At 50.1% G+C, this 19,956-nt stretch carries 7 protein-coding genes; 2 read left to right on the top strand and 5 right to left on the bottom strand.

Annotated features, from left to right (window positions below):
* Window positions 1-9: 9 nt before the first annotated feature.
* The 4 genes from NSU14_RS19890 to NSU14_RS19905 all read right to left on the bottom strand — a co-directional run bounded on the left by NSU14_RS19890 (window position 10) and on the right by NSU14_RS19905 (window position 15,069).
* Window positions 10-7,839 (bottom strand): S-layer homology domain-containing protein, encoded by a 7,830-nt coding sequence (locus NSU14_RS19890; RefSeq protein ID WP_340946946.1) that lies wholly within the window; start codon window positions 7,837-7,839, stop codon window positions 10-12.
* Entirely contained in the window at window positions 7,840-13,368 is a 5,529-nt protein-coding gene (locus NSU14_RS19895) for a hypothetical protein (RefSeq protein WP_340946948.1), read from the bottom strand.
* A gap of 427 nt (window positions 13,369-13,795) precedes the next feature.
* The gene (locus NSU14_RS19900) at window positions 13,796-14,449 is read right to left on the bottom strand and encodes a deoxynucleoside kinase (protein WP_042135585.1); all 654 of its coding nucleotides are present in this window, start codon (window positions 14,447-14,449) and stop codon (window positions 13,796-13,798) included.
* Entirely contained in the window at window positions 14,446-15,069 is a 624-nt protein-coding gene (locus NSU14_RS19905; RefSeq protein ID WP_039303946.1) for a deoxynucleoside kinase, read from the bottom strand. Before NSU14_RS19905 ends, NSU14_RS19900 begins: the two co-directional genes overlap by 4 nt.
* A 235-nt stretch (window positions 15,070-15,304) precedes the next feature.
* Between NSU14_RS19905 and NSU14_RS19910 the strand changes: the two genes are divergently transcribed.
* Together NSU14_RS19910 and NSU14_RS19915 are read left to right on the top strand one after the other, a co-directional pair.
* Entirely contained in the window at window positions 15,305-16,816 is a 1,512-nt protein-coding gene (locus NSU14_RS19910) for a stalk domain-containing protein (RefSeq protein ID WP_336100766.1), read from the top strand.
* A gap of 15 nt (window positions 16,817-16,831) precedes the next feature.
* Window positions 16,832-17,419, top strand: coding sequence for a DUF2441 domain-containing protein (locus NSU14_RS19915; protein WP_336100764.1), 588 nt, complete (start codon window positions 16,832-16,834; stop codon window positions 17,417-17,419).
* Between the two features lie 165 nt (window positions 17,420-17,584).
* Here NSU14_RS19915 and NSU14_RS19920 read toward each other — a convergent pair whose 3' ends face one another.
* Window positions 17,585-18,568, bottom strand: coding sequence for a phosphotransferase enzyme family protein (locus tag NSU14_RS19920; protein ID WP_340946957.1), 984 nt, complete (start codon window positions 18,566-18,568; stop codon window positions 17,585-17,587).
* Window positions 18,569-19,956 lie beyond the last annotated feature (1,388 nt).

The following is a 19,956-nucleotide window of genomic DNA, read 5'->3' on the forward strand; positions in this document are numbered from 1 at the left end:
ACATTCTTGTTATTGCTTGGCTGTAATCAATTGATCAAGTCTGATAGCAATGGCTGCCGCCTGTTCACGCGTAAGCGGACTGGACGGATTCACCTTGTTGCCTTCCCCAAGGATAATGCCGTTCTTGATGCTCAATGCTACTGCTTGTCTTGCCCATGCGGGAACTTTATCTTTATCGGTGAAACCAGCCAGAATTGCTGTTACTTCTGCATCACTGATCTCAGTGCCTGGGCTGACAAGGGTGAGCAGTCTGCCCAGCATCGTCATGGCTTCCATTCGTGTCAGCGTACCCTGAGGCGCATACTTGCCGCCTTCGAATCCGGTGACAATACCCAGCTGTGCAGCAATGGAGACGCTGCGGTTATACCAGCTGCTGCTGCCGACATCACTGAAGCCTGCAGAAGGTGCCTGCTTGTTCATCAGACCTGCGACGCGCAGCAGAATCGTTGGATACTCTGCTCGGGTCACTTTGCCGGTCGGATCAAAGGTATCTGCAGATTTGCCTAATACGAACAGCTTGGCGGAGGCTGCTGCAATACCGTCCTTGCCCCAGCCTGCAGGCATATCTTTGAAGATCTTCTGATTGCGGATGAAGTAGAGGCTGCCTTCTCCGGTCAATTGCACATTCACTGCCGTACCGCTGCTGTCCAGTTTCCATGGCACAGTAGTCCAGTTACCGGCTGCATCCTTCAGCACAATTGCTGTAATTTCGTTTGCTGCAAGCGGCGAAGGAATGGCGATCTTGGCTGCAAGTGCCGGTGTCCAGCTGCCTGCTGGCAGGTTAGCCGTTACCGTAACACCCTGTCCTGCGGCCATAAGCGTGAAGCCCTGCTGATCGGCTATGGTCTTCATGGCCTGCTGATCGGCAGTGCTGTTCTGGCCAATGCCCACCACAAGCTCACCATTTAATGCGGTAAGATTCTCAGGTTCAAGAACCAAACGACCCATCGGCACCTCTATAATCACTTTCTTCTTCGCTGCAACGGCCTGCTTCACAACATTCTGATCTACATGGATACTGAATGCTTTTGCAGCCGGATCTGCGGAACTAACCGTGAGATCGCTGCCCGCTGCGGCTTCTTTATCCGTAATCCGGATTACCGCTGTAAGCCCATTCCATTCTGTGACAACCGGCTGTCCGTTAACAGTTACTTGTGCGGCTGTATCTGGTGCTTGCTCTTCTACTACGCCTGGTGTGGCAGCTCCGCCACCACCACCGCCGCCACCGCCACCGCCTGTTCCAGCACCGCTGCTGGACCATACAGTTGCTGTAACCTGACCCGCTGCCTTAACCAGCTTATCGGTAGATGTCCGCTTAGCGAGCACGATTACATCACCGTATGAAGCGCTGATTATACCGTCCAGCGGAAGGAGCGGCCAAGAGCTGACATTATCATCGAAGGCCGGCTGCACGGCGCCGGAACGATAAACCTTATACGCAATCTGCTGTCCGGTCATATCCCCGGAGGAAGTAATGGTGATCTTGGTACGGCTGCTGTCTGCATAAATATAAGAAGTGCTGGCTTGAATTGCACCAAGCTTCTCTGGTTTCGGTACGGCTACTGTGGCCGCAACCATGCCTTTGAGCGTTACACCCTCGGACACCTTATACTCTGCTTCAATTAAGCTGGAGCCTGTGGCAAGCGCCGTAACACTGCCTTCTGCCGACAAGGACACTGCATCGCCTACGGCGACTGTATAAGTCAATTTCTGCAGATCCTTATCTGCAATTGGCTCATCCTTGAATTTCGGCTTGCCGGTATTCTCGTCCTGTCCATCCGAGACCTTGAGATAAGCCTTAACTTTGCCTGTTTGCCCTGGCTCCAGGTCCTTTTCCATTCCCTTCAAAACCAGTGCTACAGGAACCTTGTAACCAGCGTTCGTGATATCCACAACCGCTGTGTTCAGATTCTTTGCCTCATCGGAGGCAACAATATTAAGTGCCACGGAAGGCTCATCGGATTTGATCTCCACAGTTCCATTAAAGTCCCCCGTCAGCGGGTCCACCTTAAGGGTAGTAGGAATCTCCACTTCCTTGTATTTGCCATCCGGCTGCAATTGGTTCACTGTATATTTCGCTGTCAGCACAGTTCCTGTTGTTGTAGTTCCTGCTACATGAACAGCGCCGTTTGCGGTACGTTCACCCGTTACCGGCTGATCAAGATACAGAACCGGAGCGATCGTATCTACAGTCATATACAGCATCGTGACCGAGATATCCTTGGTCGTCATGTTTCTGGCTCTCAGTTCAAGAGCGAACGGTCCGTCTGTCTGGAACTGGTCGAGATTCAGAACGCCTTGGCTTCCGCCGCCGGCCTTGTTCGTCAAAGCTACCGACCCGATGGACTTCTCAGCATTAAAGACCTCCACCGTCACATTGGACTGGTCTGAAGTGAGCGTCAGCTTCTGCTTCGTTTCACTGGTCAGCAGGTTAATGTAATTTCCGGTATCCTGCACGGTACCAGATCCGCTTGCCACAGTAAGCTTTGGCAGGCTTGGAACCGGCAGCAGCTTCTTGCTGCTGTTCTGGTGCTCAGCATAGTGATAGTTCTGATTCTTGTCCGCATCTTCAGTTGGAACCGTTGCGGCAGTGACACCGACAACATACTCCGTTCCAACTTCCAGACCGGTATACTTCACCTTGGTCACATCCGTAACCGTTCCTTCAAGGCTGGTTGTATTCACTTCATCCGAAGTGGATAGGGCCTTCCAGCCTCCGATCAGAATACCTTCATATTTACCGGTTGCTGCATTCCAGTAAGGCTGAAGTTCTTCTTCGGTGTACAAAATTTCGCCAAATGGAGAATAAGTCTCCAGCTTGCCGTTCACTTGGACCTGAGCATCAATGACGAAGCTATGCTCGTAAGCGTTATGTCCCGCTTTTTTGGCTCCCGGCTTGAAGGAGAGCGAGAACAGTCCGTTACCGGCAGGTACAACCGAGACGTCACTGACAACCTGCGGTGCAAGCGGATCAACGAGCTCGAATCGCTGCGGTGAAGTCTTCGTGCCGAAGGTTGCGCTGGATTTCAGCTCGGCCCGCAGATAATAATTGCCTTGTCTGAGCAGCCCGCGGATATCCTCGGGATTGCCCATCAGCGATACATTCGTTACATCAATTACTGTACTGCCGCTGGTTATGCCACCACTGACAGAACCGCCGGCGCCAACCGGCACATCTTTGGCAATCAGCATCCCCGGATCTCCCGGTGACAGCACCTCTTGCCCTTCCACGATAGTCTTTTCAGTGGTTACCGCATCTTCAGCCAGGTACAGATTCACTGTATCTCCTTCTGCTGCGTTGGCTACTTTCCAGGATGCCGTGAATTTATTGACATTCGAGTTATCCTTCGCGAGATTCACTTCGCTGAGCTGAGGCAGGGTTGGAACATTCATCAGCTTGGTTTCTACAGCCGAGACTGCAGTAAGCGTCCAGGTTCCGCCTTTCTTAGCTTCATTCTCAGGGATAATAATGTAAGCTCTGCGGATATCCACTTCAGCATTAAGCTTGGATGGATCCGGTGATACATCACTTGCAGGAATATATTGTGTAAAAGCATTAGCTTTAGGATTAGGCTTGTCCGGATTAGCAAAGGTTTCGAATACCACCGGATAATCCTTGCCCGCTGCATCCTGCAGCTTAAATTCCGGCATATCCTTACTGCTGTATTCCATTTCGATAATGGCATTACCGGTTGCAGCCCCCATAGGAATCTCATGGATTCTGCCGCCGTTCTTGACCGTAATGCCGCCTACGCCGACATTAACCGATCCGTTCTCAACAATTTTCACACCTTCTGCTACTTCACGGTAGATAATCTCCTGATTCTCTTCCTCAGCAGCAGGGGCGGCCGAAGTGGCAAGAGTCTCTACACCTTCACCAATAACCATCAGGCGCGGTCCATTATCGGGATCATCCACTACGAGATGAATCATACCTTCCGGCAGCTGATCGCTTGATGTACCGAACTCTATGCCTCCGCTCCAGTAGTAGGTAATACCCAGCGAGATGAAGAGAATGCCGATACTGCCCCATACCTTATCATTGTTGACCCCGAGGAACATACTGGACAGCGGCATTCCACCGACAACCGGTACACTATTCGGAATCTGTACTTTGGAGCCGATATAGCCTTCAAAGTCAGTGCGGTTCTTCTCCAGATTCTGTCCGACGAAGATTCCCGCCTTACCGATGATGATATCCCAGCCGCCGATATCCATAGCTGCCTCTACCCGCACGAACCATGGAGTCACCCATTGCGCTTCAAGCAGCGCTTTGGTGAGCATTGGAAGCCGGTCATCCTTCTCAGCTTCTGCGTCTGCGGAGAAGTCAAGCCGTCCTTCCACCTTGAGGCCGGTACGCTTCACCGTCAGGTCAACATCCCCGAAGAAGTACGCCGGGGCAATCCCGAACCGCATGCCTACGCCAGCTTCAATCGTCAGCGGGAACGGGTCCTGCGCCGTACCGCCGGCAATGGTATCCGCCAGCTCGCGCACTGCACCGCGTACAGCGGTCAGATAGGTTGCACCGGTGACAATAATACCCGGAGCCGGCAATTCAGCCCCAAAGGCGATTACATCCGGAAGAATCCGGCCGTCTTTTACCTTTTTGAGCGAGAATTCAATCTCCACACCCAGCATGTTCTTCAGCTGTGCCGCGAACTCCAGGCCATATTCATTACCAACTCCGCCGCCCTGCACGGCATGCTTGATGGTAACCTTACCGCTGGGAGCATCCGGACCTTTCTTCTTATCCGCGTCTTTCTTCTTATCCGGTCCGAACAAGCCCATCTCCTGATTCAGATCGAAGCCGAGTGAGGCATCTACGCCATAGAAGCCTGCGCTGTTGAATATGACATTCTTAATTTCTGAGTTAATGATCTTCAGGGACAATGAGCCGCCGAAGGAAATCCCATTCTCTCTCAGAATGAAATCATTGAAGGAGAAGCCAAAGCCGTCAATCGCGAAGCTTGGAGCCCCAAACAAAGACTGCTTGTTGAAGTACACATCCCCGATCATGACCTGGCGCAGCGGATTCAGTCTGTCGCCCACACCGCCGATAGCCCATTTCAGACTGCCGTTCTGGCTGTCGTCTTCCGGATTACCGTCATTTCCTTTATCTTCCTTACTGCCTTCTTCCTCTTCATCGTCATCCTCTGGCGTCTCCACCTTGGACGGATTGTAGTTCTCATCTCCAAGGGATTTGGAGAAGCCGTTGAAGAAATCAAGCGTCCATTCGCCCTTATGGAAGACGAAGCCGCTGCTCGCTACACTGAGCGTTCCGTCACCCTTGATGAACAAGGTATCCAGGAAGGGAAGATCGCCCGGAAGGCTGTTTCCGAAGATGTCCAGCTTGCCGCGTACAAAAGCCAGATCCTTGCCTGTATAGGCAACAGCATCATTAATAATTGCCGGTTCTGTCTTGGTATCCACGATGACCTGCTCTTCATCACCCGTGCCGACCTGCTTGATCATTCCGCGGACCGTAACCAGAACCTCACGGTCGAATTCCGGGTCCTCGGATTCTGCTTCTTCCTGGAAGGCTTCAAAATCCTCTTCTGTTGCAAACAATTTGTAGGCATACAGCGGAGTCTCTTTGAGCGCTTCATCATCCATGAATTCACTGATATCAAATTCAGGATCAACCGCCTTGCTGGCTGCTCCGAACAAGGCCTTGGTCTTCTTATACTCGGTGACAGCAGAGTACAGGAACGAGCCGTTCTTAAATGGCTCACCCGGGAACAGCGAGTTCAGCTGATCCAGCAAGTCATCCTTTACAGAGGCGCCGTTCGCGAGGCCGCTGATATCCACAGCTTCCCTGTACACAGCCATAACTCCGGCTTCACGGATCCGCGTCTCATCATTATCTGTAACCAGGAAGGATTGAGGGGTAGTAGTAATATCGTAAAGGGCTGCTACTTCCTCGTCGCCTCCCGCATCGCCTTTATAGTCGATCTCCACTGCGTATTCACCCAGCGGCAGCTCGGGTCCCAGTCCGGATTCCAGCACATTGCCGCCTTCATCAACCCGTTCCCCGCCGCGGTAAGTAATCCGCATGGCACCTGAGAAACCATCGTCTGTAGGCTGCATAACCACTGCATCCTGCACATTCACCTTGTACCGGCTTCCGGATACCAGATCCTTGAGGTACAGGTCAAAGTTCGGTGCTGTGGTTGCATTGCCCGTATTATAGGCTTCAATGTTCGACAGATTCACAGTCAGATATTTCACATCTGAGCTATACAGCTCTGCCGGTGACAGAGCGTATGAATACGTAGCCGTTGCTTCGCCTACCGGCGGCAGCAGAATGAAGTTTGTACGGTTCGACTCATATTGGGCTTTGATGCCTTCATCCTCAATGCCCTCAATCTTGCCCTGTGTTTCCGGGCTTCTCGCGGAAATCATGTAATCCCGCGTTACCGGCCAAGGTCTGCCTTTAGCCTGAACACGGAAAGTCGCAGTGATGGCATCACCCGGCTTGTACTTCGGCTCAATTCCCAATGCAGCTTCCTCAGGAGAGGCTGACTTTTTGAATTCCAGCATTTTGCTGCGGTCATTCTCCAGGACTGGCTTGCCATTTGCGTCCAGGACGTCTTTGCCGCTCTCATCCTGCCTGACGAAGCTGAGACCGCTCTCCAGCGTCATCTCCACTTCGATCTTGGAGTGCTCCATATTGTAGGCCTGCAGATTCTCAACCTCGGCTGTGATCGTGAAGACTCCGTTATCCACGTACTTCGACGGAACCGTCTCCCCTTGTTCCAGCGCAGCCGTAGCCAGCTGTTGAACCTGATCTACATAGCGGATCGAGAACACTTTATCCGGAGCAGTTATTTCTCCAAGTCCATAGACAGTTTCGAAGCTCTGGAAGCCTCCGGCTGCCACTTTATCCGGGTTCCAATAGAAGGCAACGGCGGAGTCCGCCGTGCCGTAATCATTGGTGTCTCTGGTGAAGTCCAGGTTGGGATGTACTTCATAATCCCATTTCGTATTCGCCAGGCCGTTCCAGTGACCGACAATCATTTCATCCACAATATTAATGTTCTGTTCGGCAAAGTTATTGAAGCCATAGGCAACGACATTGGTTGCCTGGGGATTAGTCAAATCCAGCTTGTCGCGCATTACCCAGTAAGAAGGAATCTTGAAGTAAGCTCTGTCCTCTTCAGGGATTCCGGCATTATCCTCCGGATTATGCACCAGCTTCCGCTCTACTTGCAGCGGTGACTTGTAAGCTGTTCCAATCTGGAACTGCGGCCCGTCGTTGCCGCCGACCATCGTATCCAGCAGGATCCGGCTTCCGATCTCTACCTGCGCATTGCTCCGGTTATTCACTTCATAGCGGATGTTGACATTTCCGGAATTGACAGCATCCTTGCTGTCGGTGTAGAGCATCAGAATCTGCTTAATCTCTACGCCTTTAATCTTCCAGATCATCTCCAGCTGCTTCGTGCCATTCGAATTCTCTACCACCTTGGGTGTAGTAGTCTCTGAATAATGACTGTTGTCAAACTTGTACTTATTCCCGTAAATATAATCAGTTCCGTCAATCCGGAACGTCGTGAACGACGTTTCCGGATCATCTCCCTGGAACAGCAAGTTTACGTTGTTGTCATTCTTGCGGATGGGCTGGCCATCCACGGTCCGAATCCCGTAGCGTCCGGTTTCATTATCCACAGTAACCTTAATAAAGTTATTCTCTACAACAGTTGTCTTTGTACTGCTGGCCGCCTCCACAAGCGCATGAAAGCTCTCGGAGGTGGACAGAAATACCATGATTATTGTGAGCATGAGCGCGGTAGCGCGTTTGAGCAGCTTCACCATGTATTCCCCCTGTTTATCTTTCATTTATTTCATGTTGCCAATAAAGAAGGTGGCAAACTCGCGGTCCCGCTCCTGTGTTCTCACGACAATCGTGTACCAGCCTGTTTTCGGGAAGGTGACTTTAAATTGACTGCTCACGAGTTCGTCATAAGTCAGCTTCTGCTTCACCAGCTTCAGCTGTCCTTCGCGGTACAAACCAGGGTAATACAGAATATCAAATGTTCCTGCCTGATTGACCTTGTCTACTCCGGCTACCTTCATATTGTTGTAGCCTGATACCTTAAAGGTAAGTGTATTGGTATTGAACAGTGCAGACTCGCCGGAGGATGCCGAGATTAAGGTATCGTTACCGAAGATCAGCAGTCCGCCATCCTTCACGACCACCACATCCTGATAAACAACCGTCTCATTCCCTACCTGGTCAACCGCCGTATAAGCTACACGCTGGCGTCCAAGCTTGCTCAGATCCAGCCCGCTGACCGATACCTTCACACCCGCTGCTTCCGATACATTATCGGAAACTGTGAAGCCGCCGAGATCTGCGCGGAAGTTAAAGTCCTTCTTGTTCTGGACAATACCTGCTGTTTCGTTATTCAGTGTCAGCTCAGGCGGTGTGTTATCAAGACCCGCTATTGTAACCGGAACCTTGTTCACATTGCCCAGAAGATCCGAGATGGCGACTACCGCTGACCCGCTGCTCTCAAAGGCACGTGAGTAGCTGAACGTTCCATCAGCTTTACTGATCTGATTCGAATACGCCGCTCCGCCCTCAATAGGTCTTACTCCGAAGAACATTTTATTAGGTGCTGTGACGCTGCCGCTAATCGTAACCTTCACTTTACCCTTGGCATATTTCTGTCCGCCGATCGTAACAATCTGATCTGCCGGAACCGCTTTGCCATCCGCATCTACAAAGGTGTAGGCAATTTTATCAGCTTCAGGCGGTGCGGAGAGAATATTCGTAACCTTCTCTTTAATGACTGTCGTATTGCCGTACTCATCTACAACTGTGAAGGAGGCTGTTCCATTCTCAGTCAGTGTAATGCTCTTGGCCTGACTGATAATGTTAATAGCTTTAGCCGAGGCATCTGCCTTCTCAACCGTTACTGTAGTGCCGGTGGAGAATAGTACATTGCCGTTATTATCCTTCACGGTATTGAAGGTGCTGCTGCCGTTCAGGCCATATTGGTAGGAACGGACCACTTTCACCTTCGGAGCTTCTTTGTTAATGTTCTTTACCGTGGCTTCGACGGTATTTGTATTCCCGGCCGCGTCCTTAATCTCAAAGACGAAGGTGCCATTTTCCTTGAAGGTGTAGGCATTTTTGCCGCCATTGTTAGTAATCGTTACAGGCTCAGAGGTGCTCTGAAGATAAGCAACCACATTACCGTTCGTACGCTCCATGTTCGAGTATTCAACCGTTCCCTCTGGAGGCGTACCGTCAATATTCTTCACAACCAGATACAGGGTATCTGTCCGGTCCGGATCACCGAGATCGGTCAGATCGAAGCTGTAATAGCCATTCTCATAGATCTTGAATGAGTTTCCGGTCCGCACAGGCACCGAAGGGTTAATCTTCGAAGGCATCACGCGGATACCCGGCGGAAGCGTGAACTCAATATCTGCCCCAACCGTGGCATTTACCGGACTGTTCACGCTGAGCGTTGCAAGCGCATAGACGGGCTGTTCGGTTGTAGAAGCGCCTTCGATATCAAGCTTGGCCGCTTCACTGATCAACCCGCCCGGTGTTCTGTACTTGACCCACACCTGCAGCTGTGTCGGATCACCAGTCGGAACCTTCACGGCTACGAAGTTGGTATAAGGCTTCCAGTTGATCCAGCTTGCACCGTTATCAGGTGATACCGAATATTCATATCCCGTTTTGTCCTCTGTCTCGAGGCTCAGCTTCACAATCGCGTTGTATCCATCCTTTGCATCACCGGACAGATAGATAAGAGAAGACTTCGCATCGGATACAGGTGCCTCCGGTTTGGAAGATGCTGATACCTTGAAGGTTCCTCCGCTTGCCGTCACAGAGCTGTTGCCTGCCCCGTCAACCGCGAGTACATATAACCGGTATTCAGCAATTTGTCCCGCGTCCAGCGATTTGTCGTCTATGGACACCGAACCGCCTGACGGAACGTCCTTCCATTCTGTAGAGGACTCTGTAGGTACTTCTGCACCTGTTTCTTGTTTGACCCATTTATATTTGCTGACAAGTCCTGTTTTGCTATAGAATTCCGACACGCTGATCCGCGTTTTCTGCTGCGGCAACGGGTAAGCAATAGCATCAGGGCTGAAATACACCACTGGTGCTTCATTGTCAAAATAATAAGCTTTCGAATAGTAATACGTTCTGTCGCTGTGCTTCACCATAAGATGAATGTATTGCGTTCCGTTCAGTTCAGATTTAGCCGGAATAACATAGCTATAGGTGGCTTCACTTACAGAAGCATTAAGTCCCATCGCTGACAGCCTGGAATCCGTGTTATCTTCTGTTGCCTCCGCTGCGGCATCTGCTGCCGGTTCAGTAGCGCCTGCTGAAGCAGCAGGTGTAGTTGCCGGCTCGGCACCGCTCTCTGGTGCCGGAGTTTGTTCAGCCGCCAGCGGGGTCAGTTCAGGCTGAACCGGTCCTTCGGACAGGAGCTTAAGGATAGCCACTGGTCCGATGTTTGCCGTAACTTCCGGTTCTGCCGGAGCATTCGGCTCTGCTGGAGCTTCAGGCTGGGGAGTCTCTTCCCCGCTGCCTAAAGAATTGTCCACGGACAGAGGTTGTATCAGCTCCGTACTTGCTTCAAGGCCTGTATATTCATTGTCGGACTCAGGATGAATAGAGCTGCTGCTGATGGCATAGCCCACATAATCCGGGGTCACTCCGCTGATCTGGAACATAACATCATGACTCCGAACGTAGTCAGGATTAGCTTCCGGTGTGAACTGCGTCGGAATCGTAGCCTCTGAACTCACGACAACCGCCTTTTCCTGTGGTGTCTTGACCGTTTCGTTGCCCGCATTATCGAGTGCCTTCAGATAGAGCCAGTAAGCGCCATCCTCATCAATATCCTCATAGGTAGACCGGGTTACGGTATTCCCGGAGTATGATGTATCGGCCCACTTAATGTCCTGTGGTGAATCCCCGTCCTTCACCCATTGATACTGCACGCTCTTGACGCCGCTATGCGGGTCCTTTACAAGTGCTTGCACAGTGGTGCTGTCCTCGGCGGCCATTGTAATGGCAGGTCCCTGATTGTCCAGCTTCAGGATACCTACTTCATGGGTCCAGTTGGAATCATCCTGTTTGAAATCGTCAACCTTCCAGACACTCAGGTCGCCGTATTGTCCAACAGCGGCCAGCGCCTGATTGTCAGCATAGAAGATTTTATCTGCCTTCGAACCCGGTGCTTCTGCAATCCAGGCATCATACTGCGCCTGATGGCTCGCCACATAAGCTTTTTTCTTCTCGTACTGCATCAATTCTCTGGCTGAATCCCAGGTCATATCCGCTGTCCAGGTATGCAGGTACCATTCCCCGCTGTTTCCTTCCTCGAACGCTTCAGGCGGAGGAGAGAGCAGGTTGGTCTTGTTATTCACTACCGACAGCTGTACATTCTGGAATTCTCCGGGATACAGCTCTTCCGACGGTTGTTTGGCAGAGAGCGCGTAACGCTTGAGTGCCGCGTTATTGTCTCCGGATACAGAAGCAAACGGATCCGCTTTATCCTGACTCCACCAGTAGTAGACAAGTCCAACGGAAGGTGATGCTTCCGCACTCATATTCGAAGGCCGGTAGATTCCGCGGCTCGGCCGTTCTGCACCACGGTCTGCTTCAGTCGGATCAAGGTGGGGTACTTTAATCGAAGGATCATTGGCATCGATCGTTACCTTACCTTTTTTCGAATAGGCTACATCACTCGCGCCCTGTGCCTCGAATCGGTATCCGATAATCGGTTTTGTATTGTCGATGAACAGGTTCGCCCAGTCTATCTTAGAGTTGGCGAGCGAGAAGTCACTGCCGTAAGGATCAATTTTCTCTTCATGTGTTCCATCGAAGTTAGCGGGCTGAATCATCAGGTTGCCTGCGTAATCCTGGATTACATCCGTATCCATATTGATAGGCAAGCTGCCGCCCTTGGCATCATTAGATACGGCAACGGCCTTGAGCAACGGTGTTTCCACAGTTAGTCCGCCAGGTACTGTCATGCGGAAGGTCCAATTTCTTGTATTCTTGCCTGCAACATAATAGGCTTTCATTCCGTTATTGAAAAGAATAAAGGTTTTCTTCTCATCCCAGCCGGTTTTGGCAATTGCCTCTTCCGTCATCTGCAGGGTGAAATCAATAACATCTCCCTTATTCAGCGTAACACCGGTCAGAATCTCCGGTTGAATGCCGTTAGCAGTCTTGGAATACTTCGGACGCACCGCATCCACGATAACGCGGAAGCCGCCCCGATCGAAATCAAACGGGTTCCCGCTTTTATTGTTCAGCCAGGCATTGCTGCTCTTGCTCGGCACAGTGTTGAGATTTATAGTAGCTTTATTCCCTGCCGCATCCCTGAGCACGGCTTCTTTCAATTTATTCTCCAGTGACAGATCCATTGGTGCTCCGCCGGTAGTCCCCCCGGTAATTAGCGGTTTCAGGGGTAGATTGCCGCTGTTATGAAAAGGAACTCCGGTATATCTATAGGAAAGTGTTTTCTGATACGTAGTTAGATTGTCCTCATTAAAGGTAATATTCTGCAGATACTGCTGCTGTCCGGCAGCCGGAAGTCCGGTGTCCGGATCATTAATGAACAGCTTTTGCCGCAGGAAATAATCGGAGTTTGCTTTCACTACCGTAGCCGGTCTGACGGGCTCGTTGAAATTGTAGCTGAGTGTGATGTTCTCATCTCTTTTGACATAAAGCTCTTGCTGATTAATATTCTCGTTCAGCCGTTCTGCTCCGTTGCCGGTGAAGGTATAGCTGTCAATGACGGGACGCTTGAGATCCTGGAACTTGAGATAGAAGCCCCGTACCCCTGCTGCTTCACCGTCGTCATCGCCTTCACCATATACCCATACTTTAATTTTGGAGGTAGGTGTAATACGGGCTGTAGCCGTTTTGTTATATTTCTGGCTACTGCCGGTTCTTTCTTTGATAATATCCCTTCCGTCGATGGTCACCGTAATTGCCGAATGACGTGTCCACAGGAACCCGGAGTGACGCCGCAGAACCGCAAAACCTGTAATCATCTCTGCTTGTCCGCTCTCCGCCATGGCCTTCAATAACGGATTTTTGGCTACGTCAACCTCGAACGTGACCGTTGCTTCATTATCATCGAGACCGGCATAGATATCACCGGTTGTCCAATCCATTCTGGCATCTTTGTCCGTCTCAGTCTGGGCGAAGCCTTCTTCCATATTGTTGTAAAAGTTACCGAAGGCGTTCTCTGCAGGGTAGCTCAGATTCCCCACATGCGCTCCGTTCTTAAACGTTACTTCAAAATCATCACCCGCAGCTTCTGCCAGGCCACTAAAGGAGCCGGGTATTAACGACAACAACATGCTGAGAATCAAACTTAGCGAGGTATATTTCTTCAATCTCCTGCTTATTAACAATGTGATGCTCCCCCTTATTCGTTCATCATTTCCTGTCCGGCGTGTAGCAAGATTCGCTGCAGTTTCTATTAGCTCCCTTAGCTCCCGCATTCTCCTTTCGCTTGCCTTCCCGCGGACCAAAAACAATTAAATTCTAATTACTGCAATTATCATATCTGCGATCCATTCTATCAGGCCGCTCTAAACAATCTCTTAACAATTCTCGACAAAAGTCGTTTCAAATGGTCCTGAATAGGGTAAATGTCCCGAAAATATGAAAAAAGTCGCGTTTTCTTTAAAAAAAATGTCTAAAAACACAAAAAAAGCAGCCCCAGATGAACTGGTGCCGCTTCCTAACATCCCTATATCTTATCGATCCCACAAACCATCCGCTAAAATAAAACCTTTACTTCCCTACCGGAGCCCGGCCAATTGCCGCGCCTACCTTATGCAGGATATCCGCCATGGAGGCAGCATCCTTCACATCATATTCGTCAATGTTCAGCCGCAGCACCGGGCAGGCACTGAACTCGTTAATCCACTGGGAATACCGGCCATGCATATGCTCCCAGTAGGAGACATCGGTCTGAATCTCCATCTCGCGCCCGCGTTCATTGATCCGGGTCAGAATTGAAGGCAGACTGCCTTCAATGTAGATCAGCACGTCAGGATGCGGGAAATACGGAGTCATCACCATAGCCTCGTACAGGCTGGTGTAAGTTTCATAGTCGGTTTTTGACATCGTGCCCTGATCGGCATGCATTTTGGCAAAAATCCCTGTGTCCTCGTAAATCGAACGGTCCTGCACGAACCCTCCGCCCAGCTCGAACATTTTCTTCTGCTCCTTGAAGCGTTCCGCGAGGAAATAGATCTGCAGGTGGAAGCTCCACCGCTCAAAGTCATGGTAGAACTTCTCCAGATACGGATTATGATCTACCTGCTCAAGTGACGTCTGAAACTGCAGGCGTTCCGCCAGAGCTGCGGTCAGGGTCGATTTGCCGACGCCCACCGTGCCGGCTACCGTGATAATTGCATTGTCCGGGATGTTGTATGAGTTCATTTCATAAGCTCCTTTAATTGTTCCGCGATTGCGGCGAAGTCTTCCGGGTTCTCTACAAAGTCCACCTTGTTGCCATCGATGGTAATAATGACCGTAGAGGGTTCGCGGCGGGCCAGTGAAGCCATCGCATCGTCATAATCCTCGATCAGCTGCTGCAGATAAGCAGGCGCAATGATCTCTTCGAACGTACGGGCGCGTTTGGCAATTCTGGCCAGCAGCGTATCCAGATCGGCACGAATGTAGAAGATGATATCCGGCTTCGGAAAATCATCAGTCAGGATATGATAGATCTCCCGGTATTTGTCCCGTTTCGATCCCTTCAATGTCCGTTCCCCGAAGATCAGATTCTTATAAATATGATAATCCGAAATGACCGGCTTACCTTTATCTATGTACTGGGTCGTAGTGTCTTCAAGCTGCTTAAACCGGTTGCAGAGAAAAAACATCTCCAGCTGGAAGCTCCAGTCGTCCATATTCTGATAGAACTTGTCCAGAAACGGATTTTCATCCACGATTTCTTTAATGACCGGAAGCTGCATTTCGCTGGCGAGCATCGTGGCGAGGGTTGTTTTACCGGCTCCAATTGGGCCCTCCACGGCTATAAAAGGTGCATGTTTCATTAACGCTGATTTCCTCCTCAAATACGGACAATGCCGGGTACAGCTTATTAAATTTCGGTGCACAAATCAAATTCCACAAAAAACAGACTAAATCATTGTAACACAGGAGGGCCGGCTATGAACGGTTAATTTTCAAAGAAACTTTCCGCCCTCATACAGCGTCTATATGGAAGGAAATATATTCTTTTATTTACCTATATCAGTAAAAATAACATTGAAGGTAGAGGGTGCTTTTATGAAAAAAAGAAATCTGCTTGTGAGCTTGATCATGGGTCTGACCGCGGTTCTGAGCATTGGTAATCCTGAGACGGGCTCAGCTGCAAGTGCTTCCGGGGTCGCCTCTTATGGAGCCAATTATCTGATTAAGGATGATGGTTCCCTCTGGGTCTGGGGCGACACCAAATCTGTCCCTACACAGGTTCAGGGGTTAAGTGATGTACAAGCTTCTTTTCCCCTGTGGAACAGCGCGCTGGTTACGGCCAGGGACGGCTCTGTCTGGAATTGGGAGACCAACGCCCGGACGTTGGAAATAGAAGTGACTCCGATCGCTGAATTAACGAATATGACGGACTTCTTAAGCCTGGATAGCCGCCGTGTAGCAATCACCGGAGAAGGCAAGGTGTTTATTGCTGTGACGACACCTGACGGTGCGGAGACGACTTCTTTTTCACCAGTCCCCGGTATAGATCAAGTTGCTGCTGTCTCCGGATACAGCGAGAGTAACGGGCAAAGCTATTGGCGGCGTTTCCTGTTCTTGAAGACGGACGGTACAGTATGGACCACCTTTGACGAATTTGCCACCCTCACGCCTGTAGCTAGTCTGACGGACATCACCCAGCTTGAACAGAATTACGCTCTCCGCAAAGACGGCAGCGTCTGGACGTGGCCTATCCAGAATCCCTATGAACCTGAGACTCTTGGCGATGCTTCTAAGCTTAACGCTACCCGCATGCCAGCCTTATCCAGCGTAAGTATTCTGCGCAACAACGGACGTACCCGGCTCGCCATTGACGGGCAATCCCGTTTATGGTTCTGGGGCTCAACGGTCACAGGATACTCCGATGGAACTACTTATGCGGATCAACCCGTTCCCGTCCTTTTCTCAGGAATCAGCAAGGTGACCGATGCTTACATCGTCGAACACTCTATTGTTGCGCTGACCTCAGACGGTAAGGTATACGCGGCTTCTACTGAGACGACCCGGATGTCCCCGGACGCTCCGTTCACTCAGCTCACTTCCGATGTTCAGTCCATGAAGGGCGGCGGAAGACATATTATTATGCAAAAGAAAGACGGAACGCTCTGGGGCTGGGGTGTGAACAAGAATGCTCAGCTCGGATATGGTACCTATGAATTTAATTACCCTGCTCCCGTCCCGATGCAAAAACCGATTTCTGTCACCCTGAATGGTGAATCCGTCGCCTTCACGAACGGGGTAATTACCCGGAACGGGCAGAATTTCATTCCGCTGCGCTCGTTGTTCAGCAAGATGGGGGCCACCGTCGGCTATTCTATGGATAAAGTAGCAACCATCACCGGCACTGCGGAGGGCAAATCGCCGCTATCCATTGTGATTAATACTAAGAGCGGAGCCACGACAGTAAACGGTAAAAGCGTTACGCTGCTTACCCCGCCTTTTGTAGTCAATGGTACAGTCTATCTGCCGCTGCGCTTCATCAGCGAACAGCTCGGGGCCACGGTTGAATGGCTGCCGCAGGAGAGCAGAATTACAATAAGTATGAAATAGGGGGAGCAGCAGTCTATGCAAGTTAACGAATGGTATGTTTATCACATTGTAACCCGGAACAAAATGGACCTTGGGCAGATCATCAGCTTTGACCAAAACCAAAAAAACACCTTATATCACTTCTTTTTTGAGAAGGAACAGATGAACTCCAAGGGTGAAGACTTTATGCAAATTTTGCACGGTCACTATACAAATGACGGATTAAGCATGGATAAAGAGAATGCAGATGTCGTTATTAGATATGCGGACCAGACCATCCGGGCGATAAGAGAAGCACTCGTTGAAATGGTTAGATTGCAGGAATATCCTGAATATCCTTCCCGGTTGTCGTGCTTATATGCTGCGAAGAGCTATGAAGACGCTCTGAAATGGAAAGAAATCTTCGTATCTCATCATCGAAAAGTATTGCAGATCGTTAAACTTCGCGTGAACGGGAGGATCTTTGAAGGTGACGGTACTCTTTTGCCAAAGGAGGATGGCCTCCCTTTCTCCCGCAAAATCGAACAAGCCCGGGAATATTGGAAAGGCAATAACCATAACCAGCTTCCTGAGCTGCTGATTAACGGTATAATCGAAGTCGTCGAAATCATTGATGAATTCTAACGTAGTATAATGGTAGTTAAATAAAACAGCGACAGCCAGGACTTTAATTCCCCGTCCTTTGCTGTCGCTGTTTCAGTTTCCAGGTAAGCCTATTACTGATTTATCTGCTGACACCACTCAGCCGGGCCGGCCCGTTGTACAGGTCAGCTTAATTTCAGATTGTGCTTACCCGACAGGCCCGCCAAACCGCGAAGCCCTAGCCGCACATGCATTTGCCAGCCGGCTCCGCAGCGAAGTCAGCCAATCCGGCTCATTCTCTCCCAGCTCCGCTGCGGATCTCAAGATCCGTGCGTAGCCGTACAAATCGGCGAACCGTCTGCACGCTGCCATGGTGGGTCCGTCCTGCGGCAGCGGGCGGCGGCTGATATAGCCGTTCATGAATATTTGCTTCTTGCGCTCATATTCCTCCGGCGCTGCCTCTCCCTCCAGGCTATCCAGTGCCTGTTCAATATCCATAGCGTACCAGTGGTACATCGCATCATCGAAATCAATGGCGTTGATGTTATCCGAGGCCTCGTCATAGAACACATTGTCGGGCTCAAAGTCATAATGGATCAGCCCGTAATTCTCAGGCGTGACAGGTTGTCCGGCAAAATATTCTTCCAGCAACCTTGCCTCGGCCACAGCCGCTTCTTCCCCGGGAAAATCAGCCAGTACGGACAGAATCCATTCCAGCACAGCTTTGTGCGTCCATCTGCCAGGCTGTACAGGCGTATATTCATTGGACAATTGATGAAGCCGGCCCAGCGCTTCACCATATTTATATACGATGTGATCACTAAGCTCTGTGCTGCCCAGTTGTACCCCAGCTACCCGCTTAAACACGGAAGCGTAGTATGGCCCCCACGGGGTCTGTGCTTCAATAAGCTCCGATCCTGTACGCGAGGATACTGCTTCAAGCGCACCATACCCGTGCTCACGCAGGTAAGCGATGAACTCAAGCTCTGCCAGTATATTCTCCTTCTGCTTCTCAGTTACTGGCGCGAACCGCAGCAATTGGCTATGCCCTGCATTCTCAAACGGATACACCGCATTAGAAGATATCCGGTAATACTGGAACAGATGCAGCGACTCCGGATCATGTTCCCAATTCCCCAGCAGCATCGCCGCCAGTTCCTCATTCTTGTGTAGATATTGTAATTTCAGCATGCATAGCAGCTCCCTATAGGTTAGTCAACAGAGGAAGACGCAGCATTAACTTGAATCACCATTCTTGGGCTCGCAGTCTTCAGCTTTCTGTCTCTATCCTCTGTCCTTTATCTTTACTCATTGTTCTTCGCTGTTCCTTCTTCTGTCTTGCGCTTCTCTCACCGCATCTGCAGCAGCTGCCCGTTCGTATAACCCGGCTGATCTTAATCATGCCGCTCACTCCCTTCACGTTCAAATCATTCTCTGTTCAATGCTACGCCAGATGCAGATTAAGGGCAATGTAACAAACTTTTTTAAGTATGTTTTACAAGTAAATCTCGCCGAAAAGAAGCCAGAACACTTCACATCAGCAGTGTCCCTTCTCCCGCAGCAAAAACTCACTTTAGGGAGTTTTTAGGTTTTTTGTTTCCTTTGACTGTTTTGATTCTTTTGATTCTTTCACTTTCTTCGCTTCCTTCGCTTCCTTTTGGAGCTCAACGGAGCTAAATTGTTGTACTTTTCGCAAGATTTTCGCCCATTTGGCGGCTGCATACAGAAATTGTTGTACTTTTTACAAGATTTGCGTCCATTTGGCTGTCGCATTCACGAATTGTTGTACTTTTTACAAGATTTTAAGCTGATCAGCCGATCAGAGCTTCAAAATGTTGTATTTTGTGCAAGATTCCCCTTATTTAGCCGATTCGCGCCGCGAATTGTTGTATTTTATGCAACATTTCCGGTAGGTCGGCGGATTAGGGGGCAGCAGGTAGTGGTGGGCTGTAAGTAGCGGATAGTACGCTGGGTTGTATTGATGTATTGTACGGTGAACAATATGGCGTGTTGACGCTGAGGTTTAACGTAGGTTGTATGTTGAGTAGTATAGTGTGTTGTATGGTGAGCAGTATCGCGTGTTGTATGGTGAGCAGTATCGCGTGTTGTACGCTGAGCTTTATCGTGGGTCGTATGGTGTGTTGTATGGTGGGCTGTATGCTGACCTTTATGTGGGTTGTATGGTGGTTGTATGTTGAGTAGTATAGTGTGTTGTATGGTGAGCAGTATCGCGTGTTGTACGCTGAGCTTTATCGTGGGTCGTATAGTGTGTTGTATGGTGGGCTGTATGCTGACCTTTATGTGGGTCGTATGGTGGTTCTATGTTGAGTAGTATCGTGGGTTGTATGGTGAACAGTATGGCGTGTTGTACGTTGAGCTTTATCGTGGGTCGTATGGTGGTTGTATGTTGAGTAATATGATGTGTTGTATGGTAAGCAGTATGGCGTGTTGTACGCTGACCTTTATCATAGGTTGTATCGTGGGCTGTATGTTGGCTGTAAGTAGTATAGTGAGCATTTGATGGGCAATACGCAGTGTGCAAACAGTAAACAGCAACCAGCAGATAGCAGGCTACCACA

The organism is Paenibacillus sp. FSL R10-2771 (assembly GCF_038000205.1).
Lineage (GTDB): Bacteria > Bacillota > Bacilli > Paenibacillales > Paenibacillaceae > Paenibacillus_AQ > Paenibacillus_AQ phytohabitans.

Bases quoted from the DNA above. Each gene is read 5' to 3' on its own strand.
- NSU14_RS19890 (WP_340946946.1), bottom strand. From the start codon at position 7,839: ATGAAAGATAAACAGGGGGAATACATGGTGAAGCTGCTCAAACGCGCT.
- NSU14_RS19900 (WP_042135585.1), bottom strand. From the start codon at position 14,449: ATGAACTCATACAACATCCCGGACAATGCAATTATCACGGTAGCCGGC.
- NSU14_RS19905 (WP_039303946.1), bottom strand. From the start codon at position 15,069: ATGAAACATGCACCTTTTATAGCCGTGGAGGGCCCAATTGGAGCCGGT.
- NSU14_RS19910 (WP_336100766.1), top strand. From the start codon at position 15,305: ATGAAAAAAAGAAATCTGCTTGTGAGCTTGATCATGGGTCTGACCGCG.
- NSU14_RS19915 (WP_336100764.1), top strand. From the start codon at position 16,832: ATGCAAGTTAACGAATGGTATGTTTATCACATTGTAACCCGGAACAAA.
- NSU14_RS19920 (WP_340946957.1), bottom strand. From the start codon at position 18,568: ATGCTGAAATTACAATATCTACACAAGAATGAGGAACTGGCGGCGATG.